This is a genomic window from Salmonirosea aquatica (assembly GCF_009296315.1).
Taxonomy (GTDB): Bacteria; Bacteroidota; Bacteroidia; order Cytophagales; family Spirosomataceae; genus Salmonirosea; species Salmonirosea aquatica.
This window is the reverse complement of the sequence record NZ_WHLY01000001.1, coordinates 197,318-213,720: the sequence shown is the minus strand read 5'-3', so window position 1 is coordinate 213,720 and position 16,403 is coordinate 197,318. Positions and strand designations below refer to the sequence as shown.

The 16,403-nt window shown below is 53.0% G+C and carries 16 protein-coding genes; 12 read left to right on the top strand and 4 right to left on the bottom strand.

Annotated features, from left to right (window positions below; translation table 11 throughout):
- Positions 1–223: HNH endonuclease (locus GBK04_RS00875; protein ID WP_373330584.1), on the top strand; the 223-nt coding region annotated here is incomplete at its 5' end.
- A 20-nt stretch (positions 224–243) separates the two neighbouring features.
- Here GBK04_RS00875 and GBK04_RS00870 read toward each other — a convergent pair.
- Together GBK04_RS00870 and GBK04_RS00865 are read right to left on the bottom strand one after the other, a co-directional pair.
- Positions 244–660 carry a transposase gene (locus tag GBK04_RS00870; RefSeq protein ID WP_152756038.1) on the bottom strand — a complete coding sequence of 139 codons (417 nt, stop codon included), beginning with the start codon at positions 658–660 and terminating at the stop codon, positions 244–246.
- A gap of 68 nt (positions 661–728) precedes the next feature.
- Entirely contained in the window at positions 729–1,139 is a 411-nt protein-coding gene (locus GBK04_RS00865) for an IS110 family transposase (RefSeq protein ID WP_373330583.1), read from the bottom strand.
- A gap of 14 nt (positions 1,140–1,153) precedes the next feature.
- Between GBK04_RS00865 and GBK04_RS30155 the strand changes: the two genes are divergently transcribed.
- A complete protein-coding gene (locus GBK04_RS30155) occupies positions 1,154–1,294 on the top strand; it encodes a hypothetical protein (protein WP_373330582.1) in 141 nt (46 codons plus the stop codon).
- 425 nt (positions 1,295–1,719) lie between these two features.
- Here GBK04_RS30155 and GBK04_RS30150 read toward each other — a convergent pair whose 3' ends face one another.
- Together GBK04_RS30150 and GBK04_RS30145 are read right to left on the bottom strand one after the other, a co-directional pair.
- Positions 1,720–2,004 (bottom strand): transposase, encoded by a 285-nt coding sequence (locus GBK04_RS30150; protein WP_373330581.1) that lies wholly within the window; start codon positions 2,002–2,004, stop codon positions 1,720–1,722.
- Positions 2,005–2,261: 257 nt separating this feature from the next.
- Entirely contained in the window at positions 2,262–2,732 is a 471-nt protein-coding gene (locus GBK04_RS30145) for a winged helix-turn-helix domain-containing protein (RefSeq protein WP_373330580.1), read from the bottom strand.
- Between the two features lie 119 nt (positions 2,733–2,851).
- Between GBK04_RS30145 and GBK04_RS00855 the strand changes: the two genes are divergently transcribed.
- From GBK04_RS00855 to GBK04_RS00810, 10 genes are all read left to right on the top strand, one after another.
- Positions 2,852–3,508 carry a hypothetical protein gene (locus GBK04_RS00855; RefSeq protein WP_152755749.1) on the top strand — a complete coding sequence of 219 codons (657 nt, stop codon included), beginning with the start codon at positions 2,852–2,854 and terminating at the stop codon, positions 3,506–3,508.
- A 229-nt stretch (positions 3,509–3,737) separates the two neighbouring features.
- Positions 3,738–4,292 (top strand): hypothetical protein, encoded by a 555-nt coding sequence (locus GBK04_RS00850; RefSeq protein ID WP_152755747.1) that lies wholly within the window; start codon positions 3,738–3,740, stop codon positions 4,290–4,292.
- Positions 4,293–5,613: 1,321 nt separating this feature from the next.
- On the top strand, positions 5,614–6,726 hold the full coding sequence (locus tag GBK04_RS00845) for a DUF4097 family beta strand repeat-containing protein (protein ID WP_152756034.1): 1,113 nt from the start codon (positions 5,614–5,616) through the stop codon (positions 6,724–6,726).
- Between the two features lie 8 nt (positions 6,727–6,734).
- Entirely contained in the window at positions 6,735–7,844 is a 1,110-nt protein-coding gene (locus GBK04_RS00840) for a hypothetical protein (protein ID WP_152756032.1), read from the top strand.
- A 236-nt stretch (positions 7,845–8,080) separates the two neighbouring features.
- Positions 8,081–8,593 carry a hypothetical protein gene (locus GBK04_RS00835; protein ID WP_152756030.1) on the top strand — a complete coding sequence of 171 codons (513 nt, stop codon included), beginning with the start codon at positions 8,081–8,083 and terminating at the stop codon, positions 8,591–8,593.
- Positions 8,590–9,570, top strand: coding sequence for a hypothetical protein (locus GBK04_RS00830; protein WP_152756028.1), 981 nt, complete (start codon positions 8,590–8,592; stop codon positions 9,568–9,570). The genes GBK04_RS00835 and GBK04_RS00830 overlap by 4 nt, the downstream gene beginning before the upstream one ends.
- A complete protein-coding gene (locus tag GBK04_RS00825) occupies positions 9,564–14,168 on the top strand; it encodes a DUF6443 domain-containing protein (RefSeq protein ID WP_152756026.1) in 4,605 nt (1,534 codons plus the stop codon). Before GBK04_RS00830 ends, GBK04_RS00825 begins: the two co-directional genes overlap by 7 nt.
- Positions 14,165–14,548 (top strand): hypothetical protein, encoded by a 384-nt coding sequence (locus GBK04_RS00820; RefSeq protein WP_152756024.1) that lies wholly within the window; start codon positions 14,165–14,167, stop codon positions 14,546–14,548. Before GBK04_RS00825 ends, GBK04_RS00820 begins: the two co-directional genes overlap by 4 nt.
- Before the next feature lie 294 nt (positions 14,549–14,842).
- Complete coding sequence (locus tag GBK04_RS00815) at positions 14,843–16,006, top strand: RHS repeat-associated core domain-containing protein (RefSeq protein ID WP_373330579.1); 1,164 nt, start codon at positions 14,843–14,845, stop codon at positions 16,004–16,006.
- Between the two features lie 21 nt (positions 16,007–16,027).
- A complete protein-coding gene (locus tag GBK04_RS00810; protein ID WP_152756020.1) occupies positions 16,028–16,354 on the top strand; it encodes a hypothetical protein in 327 nt (108 codons plus the stop codon).
- The last annotated feature ends 49 nt before the right edge of the window (positions 16,355–16,403 follow it).

Below are 16,403 nucleotides of genomic sequence, written 5' to 3'. Positions count from 1 at the left end.
TTTCAACTTTGAAAGATATTTTGGTGAGGTAGGAAAAGGGTTTATTCATGTTCATCATGTTAATCAAATATCATCAATTGGGAATGAATATAATGTTGATCCAATTAAGGATTTGATCCCTGTATGCCCTAATTGTCATGCAATGATTCACTCAAGAAAAAACAGCTTTTACAATTCAGGAAATAAAAAAATAAGAGATATTCCCATTAAAAGAAATAATTGATCCTAGCCCCATTCCATGGCCTAAGTCTCTATTCCGTGATTTCTATGACAAAACCAAAGAGAAATTAGCGAAATTTTCATATTTCTGTTTTCGTCTGACCACTGACAAGACTCGGTGGAGAAGTTTAGCCTTGACGGCGTTGAGAACCGACATCTTGCTCTTGCCGTCGGCAACTTTTCGCTGGTAGTAGGCTTGAGCTGTACGTCGAGCTTGACGGCCGTCAGCGAGGCCATGTGCAGGGCGGTTTTCAGGTCCATGTTGGCCATCTTCGAGACGCGGGTTCTGCCCTTGACCCTGGTGCCCGAGGCATAGACGAAGGGAGCAACCCCGGGCATAGCAAGCCAGTTTTCTAGGCGTGCGAATAGCGTGAAGCCGTCGGTGTAGATCATGAGAGCCAGGGCGGTCTGCGTACCGATACCCACCACCGAGGTGGCCAACGCGAAGAGTTCTTTGAGGTTTTCATCGCGTCGATCATGCTTTTATCTGCTTGTCTATGGCGGCGATGTCAGCTTCCAGGGAGCGAATCGTGGATTTCATGGCCTTGCCCAGCATGGCCGCCGTGCGCGTGTCGCCCATCTGGCTGAATCTCGACGGGAACGGTGAGTTGGTTTTTGCTCTTGATTAGCCTATCGCGAAGGCTGGCCAGGTTTTTGACCGCCGTGAGCGTGGCGCTGGCGGGTTTCCACAGGCGGGCGTTTTCCTGGTTCTTGGCCGCGTAGACTGCGATTCGCAGTGCATCGGCCTTGTCGTTTTTACCGCGTTGCAGGCCGATGGACTTCTTGATTCGAACCGCCGACTCGAGCCAGAGGTTCACGCCGTGCTGCGCGGCGAAGGTCAGCAGGGGATGGGCGTAAAGGCCGGTGGCCTCGACGCAGACCAGGCACTCATCGAGTGAGAAGCCGGGGCCTTTGCCCAACTCGGAGAAGAGCTGTGCGATCTGCTCGACGGTGTTGCCCAGGTGGTGGTGGCCGACTGCGGCTGACCACCGACGATCAGCGCCGCGTCCAGCGTGAGCTTGGATATGTCGATCCCGATGACGAATTTGTACATGATGGAAAGGGAATGGATTAGAGATTGAGCCGGTTTGCTGAGTTTCATTAAAACCTTGATAACGGTGCTTTCCACCAAATTTCTATTTGATGCTTGCTCAGAAAAATCAGGACAAGTCTATATCCACGGGTAAGCCTCGATGCTTCGTCTGTGTCCTTGTTCACTTATCCTGACAGGCTTTTTGGTAATTTAAAAAGCTAGAAGGGGAATGGAATTACCCTCAGATATAATCAATGCCAATAAATCTGTGATCTTGGAATAATCGCAATACTCAAAGGTAAAGGTCTGTGTCCCCACTGACATTTCGACGTAGTAGTTCTGTTGGGACACGGACCCAGGTGATGGGTGTAGTAGTTTTCAGGATTGCAAAAGACCTAGACTTTTACCAATTTAACAATTAGGTATTCAAAATACACAACATCTAAAATTTAATATTGATAGATGAATTAATTTGTAAAGAATGCCACCTCTTTTTTATGAAAGAAAGAATTGAGTAGTTCTACATCATTCCTGATTTCCTCAACTTTGCTTACTGCGGCCTCTACCAAGTCTTTTAAATTCAGAAACGCCTGATTTTTCAGCTCCTTTTTCAATTGGTTCCATAGGAGTTCTACAGGGTTCAATTCTGGACTGTAGCCCGGTAAGGCAACCAAGTGTATCCTCCCTGGCTTCCTTTTCAAAAAGTCTTTAATGGCCTGGCTGCGATGAATCGTAGCTCCATCCCATACCACTATCAGATCCTTCTTGCGGTACCTGCGGCACAGATACTCTAGAAAAACCAATTACCCCGTCGCTATCGAAGGCTTTGTGCTGCCCACTGAGGTATAAACGGCCATTGGGAGCCAAGCCAGCGATCAGACTTAGATGTTCCCTTCCCGCTTTCTCTTCGATGATCGGTGTCTGCCCTCGGGGTGCCCAAGTACGGCTCAGGAAAGGCAACAGATAACAGGCTGCTTCATCAATGTATAGGATAACCCTGTTCTCATCCTCAGCTTTTTTTTAGTCCTGGAAGTACCTCTTCCCGCCACTGATTTACTTTCTGAGTACTCTGCTGGCGGGCTTTCTTGGCTGGTTTTTGCAGGCTCCCATCCCAGCTTTTCAGGATACGGCCCACTTGGGTCGGGTCATAGCTTACACCGAACAACCTTTCAATCAACGCGTTCACTCGCTGTCGGGTCCATATCTCTCCGCTGAACCCATGGTGTTGTGCTCCCCGTTTGAGTTCCTCCACCAGCTTCTCCAATTGATCGCTAGTCATTCGAGGCGGGGCACCGGTGGCCTTCCGAGCCAAAAGCCCCTGCGCGCCTGAGTCTCGGTACTTCTTTAAAGTCTGGCTGACCCAGCCTTCGGTCAGCCCAAGCGCGGCCGAAATGTCCTTCTGACGCCAGCCAGCTTCTTTCATCTCTACGCAGCGCTTCCGGAAAGCTTCGTAGTCGCTAGGTTTGTATTTTGCTCTCATTCTTGCAAAGTACAAACTTAATATATTTATTCACTGATCAATAAAACATCAGAATAGTACAAATAGATACAAAAGTACGACAAAACTTTCGCATATTTACAAGTTAGCAGCCACCTTATATGGACACAACCCTAACGATAGAAAAGATCGAAAATTGCTTAGCAAAAAAGCCGTGGGACTTAGTCAATCAGGTTTTATATGACTTGTGCACAAACTACTTTAAGCATGACACAGCCGAAAAAATATTAGCGAAGACCTTACTCATTGGCAGAGCCTACGCCGCTGCCATAGAACGACGAAAAAACAAGAGCGGCATCAATGATAATTTTTATATTTACACAGTTGTTCCAATGTTCAAAAACTCACGGCTTGACACAATCTTAGCAGACTTAAAAAATAAACAGCTTTCGGCTGACACTTTGCCCGACATTATTAATACACATTTCTACTTGACAAAACGATTATTTGAAATTACAGAACTTGACAAACGTTCATTCAGCTCAAAGTATTTACATTTTCATCTTCCAGACCTGTTTTTTATTTATGATAGCCGTGCTGTAACAGCAATGAGGCAGTTTGTAAAAAGGCTTCCAAAACATTTTAAAGCATTAGCCGACAAAGAAGCAGTTGACAAGCAATACTCAAACTTTGTTTATAAGTGCTTTTATCTTCGGCAGAAAATCTTTGAACAGTATCAAATTCTTCTTACGCCACGGCAGCTTGACAATTTGCTCATTGAAACAGCTAACAACAAAATGACAGTGATTAAGGTGTGATAGAGAAAGGCGGCTGCTAACATGGGGTTTTGTGCAAGTGTGGCTGGACTTTGGCAGCATCGGCAGCAGTTCACTATTTAGCTTCGGTTCCGGGCTGGACGTTAGTAATTTGACTTTTGTTCTTATTTTCATCACCAGTTTTTCAATCGGCTTTTGTTACGGGCTTGACGTTCAATGAATGGCACACCTGCACAAAGCCCTGTTCCTTAGAGATGATTAATACCATTCGATGAAAAGGATTGAAATAGTAAAATCGGGAAAAGCTTTGACTCAGGATTGTTGGGCCCTGTTGCGTAATGATAATCAAGAATATAGTGTAATTACAACAATAGATTTGGTTGAGCCGAAAGAAACTGAAATGGATGACAAAATCTACCGAACCATACAATGGCTTCCATTTTCAAGTACAACTCATCTGGATAATAAAGTTTCGACTTCCAAGGTTGCCTATTTCAAAAATTCGAAACTGAATTTTGGCATGTATAAAGGTTATGAAGTAGGAATAGTTTATTCATTCGATGCCCCATACTTAGAATGGTGTATAGAGAATATTTCAAATTTCTATATAGCTGACCTTGACGTAATAGAAGAATTTGGAGTAATTAGATATAATGACAAATACGATATCGTCAGAGAGATTGGGGACGGAAGTCTGAACACATGGCTCAATTATTTTTCTACTATTCAGGACATCGCAAGGGAAATTGGATTTGCGTATACCAAATATAGATTCTCAGAGTCTGCACAATTGATAAACAATGAGAGAATGAGAAACCACCTTTAACAAGGGGTTTAAGATAGCGGGGTTCCGTGCTTCGCAGACACATTTGTGCAAGATGAAAGTTCAGTTCTCCGTATGAAGTTTAGTGCAAATAATCTCCGCTATCTAAAACCCCTGAAATGTTAGCGGTATTCCCCAGCCTATATCAATTAGCCCTTTTCCAAAGGTCCAATAAGCCATACCTTTCTGAACCAAGGCTGTGGATAGGGGTTCCTTCGAAAACTCCCTTGGAAACCGGGTCCAACAAGTGGGATCAGCAAAAAATGAAAGGATGCCTTTCTGAACCTGACTTTTTGACGTCCTATCGATCATACCTTTCGGATAGGCCGGAAGCGGCCCTCTTCCATCCCTTCAGTACAGTTTTGCATACTGAAAGCAGAAGTTCGGTTTCGGCCGCATCTAATAAAGACGAATCAAGTCGAATATGGGAGTTCCAGAAGCCAGGCAACAGGCTAGCACCGTAATAAGATGATACACCAGGAGGCACCCAAACGGCATAGACAACCCTGGCCGCCGAAGAACGGGCAACGCCTCTTGCCATTTACCAACAGCCCAGCAAGGGGGATCATGGAACAGATGCCGTCCTGGGGCAACTTAAAGAATATTCGATACGTAAGAAAGCCGTCGTGCCAATGGTCTGAAGAAGCAGCGAAGTGGACAGAAGGAAATCCATGCCTGCTTCTCGAATGCCACTGAAATAGTCCGGTTATGAATCTCGTCTGTCTAGAAATATCTCTTCGCAGTAGCTCCCTTTTTCTTGGTGCCCATGGGGCACCATATCGTACTTGTTGGCCACATATTTTTATTCGCCGGGCTGAACCTAAACGAAGGGATGCCCTGATCCGCGTTTATGCTCTTCCAACCGGTTACCGTGCCCAACGCTTCCCAGTGACCAGAGCCGTGTAGAGGTTAAAGAACCACCAGGGTGATGATGCCAAGTACAGCAACTGCCCCCGCTCCCGCCTTGTGAAGGATTGCTTCGAGCCTACCATTGGAATCGAATTAGGATATGATTTTCCTAATTAAGTAACCTGTTAGATCGCATGTATTACCGTGTGGTAGTAAAGCCAGCCAGACAGTGTTTTGGAAGCGCTTTTTCTAATATTTTAATATAAAATTCTGCAAATTTCAGTTTTTGATGCGTGAATTGCCATAACGAACAAACTGAAAAAAAGTTTCAAATTTATTTTGGTTTATTAATAATAGGCTTACATTTACAGCGGAGTGATATAGAGATGTTGATTTAAATTCATAATTTGTATCCACTTTTTGTCAAAGTAGCACCATTCATACCTAAACCGTTTCACACCCACACCCCTTCTTCATGCGCTACCTCTACCTGGTCGTACTGGCCCTTACTTCGGCACCCTTTTCCCCCACTCTGGCCCAGAAGGCCGAGCCGGCGGGTGCTCCCGAAAACATCGAGATCCTCCTCAACACGGATGGCGAGCTCACGCTGAATGGGGTGCCGGCCACCTCCAAAGCCACCACCAACAAGGCCCAGAACCCGGCCAACGACAGGCTGGTCAGACAATCCAGCAGTGGAAGGGAAACCAAGGTGTTCACCACCAAGACCGAGGCCAGGGCCAGCAAGCGGCACGAAAAACTGGGCATCGACATTCCGGACCGCTCGCTGGTGAGCCTGCGCACCCAAAAGGGCGACGTGACGATCAGCGGGGTGAACGCCTACCTCTCGGGCCACATGCAGAGCGGTGCGTTGGCGCTCAACGACCTCAAGGGTGAGGTCGAGCTGGTCAGCGAGCAGGGGGACATCACCGCCACGGGCGTAGAGGCCCGGGGGATGCTCATCGCCCGCCAGGGCAGCATCCGGCTGACGGATGTCACGGGCCTGATCGCCACCCATGCCCCCCAGGGGAAGATTTCATTACTTATTGGAGCAAACTATTACAAGAAAAGTCCTAAGCCGCTGGATATCGAATTGCCGGCGGGGGAGATTGAAATAACCTCCGCGCCCTACGGGGGCAAGGTTCAGCTGGGCAAGGGCTCGCTTTCGGTCACCGACATCGGCCAGCCGCTCACCATCCGGGCCGAGACGGCCTCGATCGCCATCCGTGGGTTGGCCGCCCCACTCTCCCTGCGCAACCGGGGGAACGTAGCCGTGCAACTGGCCAGGTTCGCCGACAGGAAGGACGAGAGCCAGACGGTGGACATCGAAACGAGCAACGGCGATGTGACACTCGAACTGGCCAAGAACTTCGCGGGCAGCCTGGAGATATGGATCACGGAGACCAACCCGGCGGGTGGGGAAGCCCCCATCCTGAGCAAGGTAGCCCTGGGCAAGGCCACGGTGGGGGACAACGGCTGGGGCGACGGAACGGTCAACATCCGCGAGACCACCAACAGCGTGGTGATTGGCAAAGGCGGACCGAAAGTGTCCGTACACGTGACCAACGGGAAGGTAATTATCAACAACTGAAATACAGAATGAAGAAACTATCCATTGTTTTGATGCTGGCGGCGGCGTGCCTGCTGCTACCACCAACAGCAGTCGCCCAGTACGTGGACTGGACCGGCACGGTGAGCACCGAGTGGAATGAACCTGACAACTGGAGTACCCACGCCGTGCCGGTGGATACGAGTTTTGTCCGGATAATACAGGCAGCCAGTGACGGCCGTTACCCCGTGCTGAGCAGTTCAGTTAAAGTGCGCTATTTTAGATTACAGACTTACCAGATAACGATCGGAAGCCACACCCTTGAGGCCGACGAGATGGACACCCTCTGGGGCACGATTGTCTCAGACAACGGGAAGCTCAAGGTGACGGGGATCAACCCGCTTTACGGCACGTACATCCAGGGGCCAATAAACATCGACCTGGAATACGGGAGGCTGTTCGGGATCACCTATGGCGGGGATGTGGTTATGCATGTCACATCCAAGGCTAATCAATACAACTGGTGGCCGAGGAATTCGGGGGTGTACATTTCATACAATGCAAACGACACCTTCAAGGGGAATGTCAAGTTCATTGTGGACGGAGTGGGTGACCTGAACATCGGCACCTTCGCCTCCACCACCCTTTTCGAAAAGAAGGTCGATTTCATCCTGAGCAATCCCGGCCCAAACCAGACCAGGGTTTACTTTTCACAGCGGGGGGGCACTTCGATTTTCAAGGACAGTGTCAACGTCTTCCTTACCCCCAGGACCGAGTTTTATCCCAAGTCTTTCGTGAATTTCGAGGGACCGGTCTCTCTGAACAATCAGGGGGGGAGATTTGAAGTCGCTGCGTGGGGTGATTTCACAAACAATCCTTCTGGAGACGCGAAATCAAGCCTGATACGCTTCAGCAAAGACATCAACGTCGACCAGTCAGAAGGCAGTGTTGCTTTTGGCAGCAACTATACCTCCGAATATCAGGGATTTCTATCCGCGTCTTCCAGCGGCTCCCTGATCGACACCCTTTCCACGGTCAGACTCAGTGGCGCGGGGCTGTCAAAGGGGAGCATAAGCTTCATCAACAGCATCATCAACACCCCCATACGGAATTGGCCGCCGCCACCCACCCGGCCACAGCCGTGGAGGGAACGCGCATAAGCCTGGCCAATTGCACCGTCAACGGGAGCCTCCATATCAAAGCGGATAACGTCGCTTCCGCCGCCACTGTCTACAACGGCAGGGTCATCCTCAACCGTGACGGTTATGCCGCCGGGTCTGACAGCGCGGGCGGAAACACCTTCCACAAGCCGGTCGAGCTGATCAACTCTGCGGGCTACGACTGGGGGTTCGGCACCAAGTTTCGTGACACTTACAAGGACAGCGTCCGCATCGTGATGAATGGCAACGGGCAGTGGCTGACACCCGGCAGCCTACGGGGCGGCTACTTCAAAATCGGGTTACTGAACGGCAGTACCTTCGAAGGGCCGGTCCGTCTGGAGGCCGGCCCGGACTCCAACCAAATCCACATCGGCAGCTACGGGCCAACCGAACTCCTGGATGCCGTGGACATTTCCGGCTTCGAAAGCGGGGACCTGGTATTCTCCCACAGCAGGTTCCATGACACCTGGCCGAGCCGGACGCTGGTTTCGGCCCACCCCAGGATGCGGCTACTTCTGAAGGACAACTGCCTCTTCGAGGGACCCGTGACGATCAGGGTCCCCCGGTTCGGCTCCAACTACACTACGTTCATGAAACCCGCGGTGATCTGGAAGACAGGGAACGGGGACGACGGCAGCATCGGCGGCAACACCTTCCGCCAGCAGGTACAGTTCAAGAATACGGCCAGTTCGGGAAAAGTGCACCTGCTCTCGGGTGAGGACAAACTTATCGACCGGGTTCCCCAATGAGAAAACTTTACTACCTCGCCTTCTTACTGCTGCTGTCCGCACTGTCCGCCCGCGCCCAACAGGCCAACACCTGGACGGGAAGCGTCAGCAGCGACTGGTACAACTCCCGGAACTGGTCGCTGGGCAAGACGCCCAGCGCCTGCCAGCGGGTCCTCATCCCGGTGCTGTCGGGCAGGCCCTACCCCTCCCTGACGCGCGACGTGTACGCCGAGGACGTGACCCTGGAGGAAGGGGCCACGCTGACGACCAACGACTACGACGTCTACGTCGGCCTGCCGTCGTTCACCGTCCAGATCGACGACGTGGCGGCCGCCTGCGACCAGGCCGCCGCCCTGCCTCTGTCCGCCACGGTGACCGGGAACGACAGCACGAAGTATTCCTACAACTGGACGCTGCCCGACGGCTACCCGGACAGTTCAGCGGAAACCGCTCCGGTAGGCTTGGCGGACACGCTTATCGTGGACACCCCCCAAACGGGTGTCAGGCGCGACTCGGCCAGCCGGGCCGTCCTTTTCAAGCCAGCCTCCCCCGGCATTGCCGGGTTCTCCGTCGAACCGGGGGCCGATTACACGGCCTTCCTCACCGATGTGCCCGTACGGCAAAGCGTGCTGACGGCCAGCACGCCGGGGCGCTACATCCTCAACGTCACCGATCTGAAGACCGGCTGCGTGGTCAGCGACACGGCCTATGTGCAGCGGGCGGGCGCGCCCGCCCTGTCCGTCTCGGGTCTGGATACGCTTGACTGCGTGAGGACCTCCGTCACGCTGGAGGCCTTCGGCTCCCCGCAGGACATTACGTACAGCTGGACGGGGCCGGGGGTGGTGGCACCCGCCACATCCTACCAGCTGGCCGCCGACCAGCCCGGCACCTACACCGTCACGGCCACCGATCCCGCCAACGGCTGCGCCACCACTAGGTCGGTGACGGTCGTCCGGAACCTCACCCCCCGACCGCCACGCTGGCTGGCGGCATGCTGAGCTGCGACCCGCTGAACCCGCTGGTCCTCCAGCCGGCGGGCCTGTCGCCGGCCAACGCCGCCTTCTCGTGGAGTGGGGGCAGCCTGAATCCCGAATCGCCGCCAACCACGGGCAGCCTGGCCGTGTCCCAGCCCGGCACCTACCAGCTGAAGCTCACCAACCCCGCCTCCCGGTGCACGCTGACGCTCTCGGCTGGCGTGGTGGCCCATCCCTACTGCGCCCCGGCGCAGCTTTGCGCCGATACGCCGCCCGGACAGGCCTGGAACCAGATCACCTACGAGCGCTGGAACGGGATAGGCGGGGGAAAAGTATCGGACCTGACGGGCAGTGCCAAGTACCAGCAGGCGGCGGACGTGACCGCCGTCCTGACTTCCTTCGAAGCCCCTTCCGGGGTGGCCGACAACTACGGCGCGCGCATCAGCGGCTACGTGGTGCCGCCCGTTGGCGGGAGCTATACCTTCTGGGTCACGGCGGACGACGCCGCCATACTCTGGCTGAGCACGGACGAGTCACCGTCCCACAAGGATACAATTGCCTATAAGTCTACCTACACCAATTCTCGGAACTATACTGCGAGTGCCACCCAAAAGTCGGCACCCATCACCCTGGAGTGCGGCAAGCGGTATTACATCGAGGCCCTGGTCAAGGACAGCATTGCGGGCGATCACCTGTCGGTGAGCTGGCAGATTCCCGGCCGGCTCTGGGACCGGCTGCCCATCGCCGGGCAGTACCTGGCCCCGGCCCCCACCTGCGCCTTCGCCATCCGGGCGGGCGACGCGCCCGGCGTGCTGGCCGATACCGGAAGGGTATACCAGAACGCGCCGTTGAGGCTGGCCGTGGAGAAGCCCGCGGGCTGGACCGACACCTTCACCTGGACGGCCGCCCGCAACCACTTCGTGAGCGGCCCCACGGCCACCGACAGCACCGCCACCCGCAGCTCCACCGATTCGGTCTACGTGCGGCCCACCAGCCCGGGCGTCTACACCTATAAGGTCACCAGCACCACGCGCGCCACCTGTTTCCGCGAGTTCAGGCTCACCGTCGAGGATGCGGCCTGCGAATGCACCGACTGCGACCTGCCCCAGTGGCAGTCGGAGAAGGTGGTGGCCGACGCCGACATTGACCTTAGCTCTTATCCTTTTGCGGCGGTGGTCGAGAACACCTACCTGGCCCCGACGGCGACGCTGACCGGCACCACCGAGATCAGCCAGACGGTCACCTACCTCAACGGCTTCGGACGGCCGCGGCAGGTGGTGCAGACGGGCGTCAGCCCCACGGGGCAGGACGCCGTGCAGCCCGTGGCCTACGACGGGCTGGGCCGCGCCACGAAGAGCTACCTGCCCTACGTGGGCGGCACGGGCGGGGCATTCCAGGCCAACGCTGAGGGGGCACAGGGCAGCTTCTACGCCGCTTTGAAGGGGGACGGTAACGCCTATTCGATTTCAGTGCTTGAGCAGTCGCCTTTGCAGCGGCTGGAGCAGCAGGGTTCGGTAGGGGGGGCCTGGCAGCCTGTGGCCGGCAATCAGAACAAGATCGGCTCCGACAAGGCCACCTACCGCCACAACACTTCCGCCGACGACGTGGTGGAGATCACCTGGGACTACGCCCAGGGTCAATGGCAGGTGGGCCGCTATGCCGCCAGCCGCCTGTTCGTAACTGAATATAAGGACGCCCAGAATAACCGCGCCGAGGAGTTCCGCGACATCTACGGACGCACCGTCTGCACCCGTGTCCATAACGGCACCCAGACGCTGACGACCTACCACGCCCACGACGACTTCGACCGTCCCCGGCTGATGTTCCCGCCCAACGCCTCGGTGGCCCTCGAAGGCCTGGCCCCCGGCACCTACGACTTCAAGGCCGTCACCACGGTCAAAGACCAGGTGTTCTGGTACGAGTACGACGCGCGGGGCCGGGCCGTGGAGACCAAGACGCCCGACGCCGAGGTGGAGGAGACCGTCTACAACCCCCACGACCAGCAGGTGCTCTACCGCAACGGCCTACACCGCGCCGCCGGGCAGTGGACCTACACCAAATACGACGAGCTGGGCCGCGTCCACAGCCGGGGCGTGCTGGCCAGCACCGCCGACCGCGCCACGCAGCAGGCCGCCGTCGAGGCCGTCTTCACCGGCACCATTGGCTACGGCGATGCGGCCTTCCCCACCGGTGGCACCACCGAACTGACCCGCAACTACTACGACGACTACACCTTCACGGCCCACACCGGCCCGACCCAGCCCGCCGAATTCAGCGTGGACGCCATCGGGGTGACGGGTGCGGTGACCGTGCGCGGTAAGCTGACGGGTACCAAGGAGCAAATCCTTAAGGCCCCGGACGCGGTGGCCCCCGCCGCCAGCGAGCTGGTCTCGGTCTTCTACTACGATCCCTACGAGCGGCTGGTGCAGACCCGTGCGGGCAACCACCTGGGCACCGAGGATCTCAGCAGCGTCAGGCGCGACTTCGCCGGGCGGGCGCTGGAAACCAAGATCACCGCCACGGCCTACAATGCCGCCACCACGCAGATCTGGACGAAGAACACCTACGACCGCGGCGAGCGGTTGAAGATGACCTGCCAGCGCATTGACGGCGGCCAAAAGCAGCCCGTGGGCCGCTACGCCTACAACGAGCTGGGCGAGCTGACCGAGAAGTGGCAGGGCTGCCGGCTGCAGGTGGTCAACTACCAGACCGACCTGCGGGGGCGGCTGACGGCCATCAACAACACGGCCAACCCGGCCCTGCTCAAGAAGGAGAACCGCTTCTTCGGGCAGGTGCTGCAGTACGACCTGCTGGACAACGTGCGGAACCAGCAGTGGGGCAACGTGGCGAGCCTGGCCAAAGCTGCGCCCGTTTCCGCCGTCTCCCGGGGCTACACCTACACCTACGACCCCATCAACCGCCTGACGGGCGCGTTGTACGCCGGGGCGGCGGGCGAGGACTTCTCGCTGAGCGGAGTCGACTACGACCCCAACGGCAACCTCTCCACCATGCAGCGGGCGGCCAGTACGCCCGCCCTGGGGGCCAGCTTAGCCGAGGACAACCTGTCGTACGAGTATGCGCCGAACACCAACCGCCTTGTACGCGTGACGGACAACGGGGCAGCTGCCTCCTCGGGCAAGAAGGCACATTACTTCAACGACCGTAACACGGGCAGCGACGACTACGCCTACGACGCGGCGGGCAACCTGATTAAGGACCTCAACCGGGAGATCACCCACATCGGCTACAACGTGCTGGGCCTGCCCGAGGAAATCCGCTTCGCCAACAACGCCAAGATTTTCTACCTTTATACCGCCTCGGGGGCCAAGATGCAGAAGCAGGGGGCCTATCTGCCCGGGGCCACGCCCGGCAGCACGGTGCGGAAAAAGATCGACTACCTGGCGGCGGGCGTCTACGCCGAGGAGGCGCTGGCCTTCATCCCCACGGCGGAGGGGCGGGCCTTGCCGCCGAACACGGCCCTGGGGGGTACGGCCTTCCGCTACGAGTACCAGCTCACGGACCATTTGGACAACCTGCGCACGGCCTGCCGCTGCGGGGAGAAGCTGGATTCCCAGGGCAACGTGGTGGCCCTCTTGCCCGGTGACGATTTGCGGAACCTGGTGCAGGAGAATGCGTATGATCCGTGGGGGTTGAACCTGCCAGATTTGGAGCGGAGCGCGGTGCTGCCGGACTGGTGGCAGTTCAGCATGAAGGAACGGGATTATAGGGCTTACGATGAGTTTGAGTTCAGGCATTATGATGCGGCGATTGGTAGGTTTATGTCGATTGATCCGCTCTTCCAGCAGTTCCGGGGCATATCGCCCTTCAACTACGCGGATAACAACCCCAGTACGTTCATTGATTTGTATGGATTGCAGGGGGTTAATCCAAACGTTTATTACGAACCTATTAGTAAAGTAATAGACCTGGTACAAGAGGTTGTTATTAAAACCCAACGCGCCGCCCCGGTATACAAGCAGTTGATTGGGCAGGCCGCAGGGAACCTTGCCAATAATATAATAAACGTAAATAATGTAACGTCTAAATTAACTACTGCGGCTGGAAACGCTCTTATCAACTCTGCAACTTATTTTGTAGAACAAAAACTAGACAATGTTGTCAATAGCAATGATCCATTTGCGAGTTCCCTTGCACTTACAACCGAGTTTATTACTGGTTTAGGACCGCAAGAAAGGGAGTTTGGTCCCGATCACCCTTTTACAAGGTCTCTTGCAAATTCAAACCTAACTACAGAAGCATTAAGAGTATTTCAAGTAGGTTATGAGAATTATTTAGCTGGAAAAAGAGCAATTCCAGTTTCTTATAGAGTAGATTTCAGTTATGGTCTTGGAGGAGATACAGGACCGCTTAAAGAAGCTTTCGTAGATGGGAAATTCACAGCTGCACAATTTACTGGTACGGCCAATTTCCAATTTTCTGTAGATAAAGATATGTTAAATATTTCCGTATATGATACCAAAACAGAATATTCATTTCTATATCATGCTCCTGGTACTACCAGGCATTCAAGAGGTCAAAGCAGGTTTATGGGGGAAACTATTCAACGATATGAATTTTCAATACCACTTCAAATGGTAAAACAAAGAGTATATAAAAAATGAGAAATATATTTAAATTTATATTTGTACTTACTATTGTGATGCTCACTTCTTGTGGAAGTGATTCTATTATCATACAAGATTATTATAGAATATATCCACCAGATGAATATAGCGATGGGTATTATATCATGTGCAAACTTGCTTGTGCAGATGATCCGAAAATTGAAAATATAATAATAGTAAAATGGAATTCTAAAAATATTTTTATAAAGCAGAAAGATAAAAACGGCAAATTTACGTGGTATCGTATTAAGGCAAAAAGTAAAACATTAACTTGTTGCAATAATGATATACTGACTGGTCCATTCAATGAATTTCAAGTAAATAACTTAATTAAAAATGAAAGAATAAAAAATTTAGAAATGCGTAGTTTTTATTAGGATTTTCTAAGAGGTTTATAAATTTACAGCCTAGTCCAGGGGTACTTTTCAAAAGAGAGATTGCGTAATGTTAATAGCTGGCATTCCACAATCGTAGTCGGTTCTAAGAATGCAATTCTATTTGGTGTGTTGGAACACAATTAATGGTAATGAATTGCATAATTCTTGGCATTTGTCCCCACAGACCTGATGCCATAGGGGTTCGTTCTTTGACATATTCATCCCCCGGCCGAGGGGCGGGCCTTGCCGCCCAACACGGCCCTGGGGGGTACGGCCTTCCGCTACGAGTACCAGTTGACCGATAATCTGGACAACCTGCGCACGGCCTGCCGCTCCGGGGAGAAGCTGGATTCGCTGGGGAATGTGGTGGCCCTGCTGCCGGGCGATGACTTGCGCAACCTGGTGCAGGAGAACGCCTATGATCCCTGGGGGCTGAACCTGCCGGACTTGGAGCGTAGCGCGGTGCTGCCCGACTGGTGGCAGTTCAGCATGAAGGAACGGGATTATAGGGCTTACGATGAGTTTGAGTTCCGCCATTACGATGCGGCCATTGGGCGGTTCATGTCGATTGATCCGCTCTTCCAGCAGTTCCGGGGCATCTCGCCCTTCAACTATGCGGACAACAACCCCAGTACGTTTATTGATCTGTATGGCTTGCAGGGGAGAGTCACTACGCATGATCCAGGAAATAGTGGCGCGATCTCATCGGGTGGCGGTAGTGCCTCCCCACAAGGCCCTTCCTTTGGATTTGGGGGAATCGGTAATGTTGTAGGTACCTTGGTATTTAATTATTATGTCAACAAGAAAATCAACGAGCCGAGGGACAAAGCCCTGGAAGCCCTGAATGCCTCACCGAACGTCAGACTGGCACAACAGAAAGCCTCCTTGGGATTGTACGGGCGGGCAGCGGCGGCGGGCTGGCAGCCGGGGCAGCCCATGCCGGGAATCGATGCTATTCAGACTGACTATACGCTAGCGGGAGCTTATGTGGGTACAAAAGTGCTTGCAAAACCCCTTGAATATTTGGCCAGGCCAATAGCAGGGGCATTGAAGACGCAGTGGATCAAGTATATGGGAAATGGAAAAGCTGTTGAGACAATACCTAATGGTAACTTTTATTCTGTTGCTTTCGAAACGAAAATACCAAATAGTTTATATCCAAACAAAGGATCTTATTCTCACTTTAAAGCAGCAAACACTGCGTTATCAGAAGCAATGGCTACAGATGCAACTTTTGCAAATAATATGAAGAGCCTTGGTATAAGCATTCCTAGAACTAACGGGGGGACTATAACGGGAGGTAAGATTCCAAATTGGGTATGGCATCACAATACAGAACCTGGTGTTATGCAATTAGTACCACAAATACAACATACGAATGGAAGTATTTTTTGGAATACTTTACATCCAGGCGGTAGAGGTGGAATGTCTATTTGGGGCGGCGGATATAGAAAATGAAAAACATAATCAATTTTTATTATGAAAATAGAAGGATTTATAAAATACCTAAATGATCCTAAACAGTTAAATAGACTGTATCAAGAGCAAGGATTAAATACTGAATCTGAAGCCCTACTAATATATATGCGAGAGGCTTTAAGTTTGGAATCTGAAATTGCCATTTTTGAGATTGAAGAAACGGAAGATGATCTCTTTTTTGAAAAAGGAGGTATGAATTATATTCAATTTTTTCCCATTGACTATGCTGTAGAACTCATTGAATCGGACTTAAATCTTAAAGGAAAAGGGTTTTCTGACCAAGAAATAGCAGAGAGACTTTTAGAGTATAGGATAAAAGACGCTTAACCACCAAATTATGTCAGAATAGCTTTTCGTTTTTTGACAAAAGATTCCC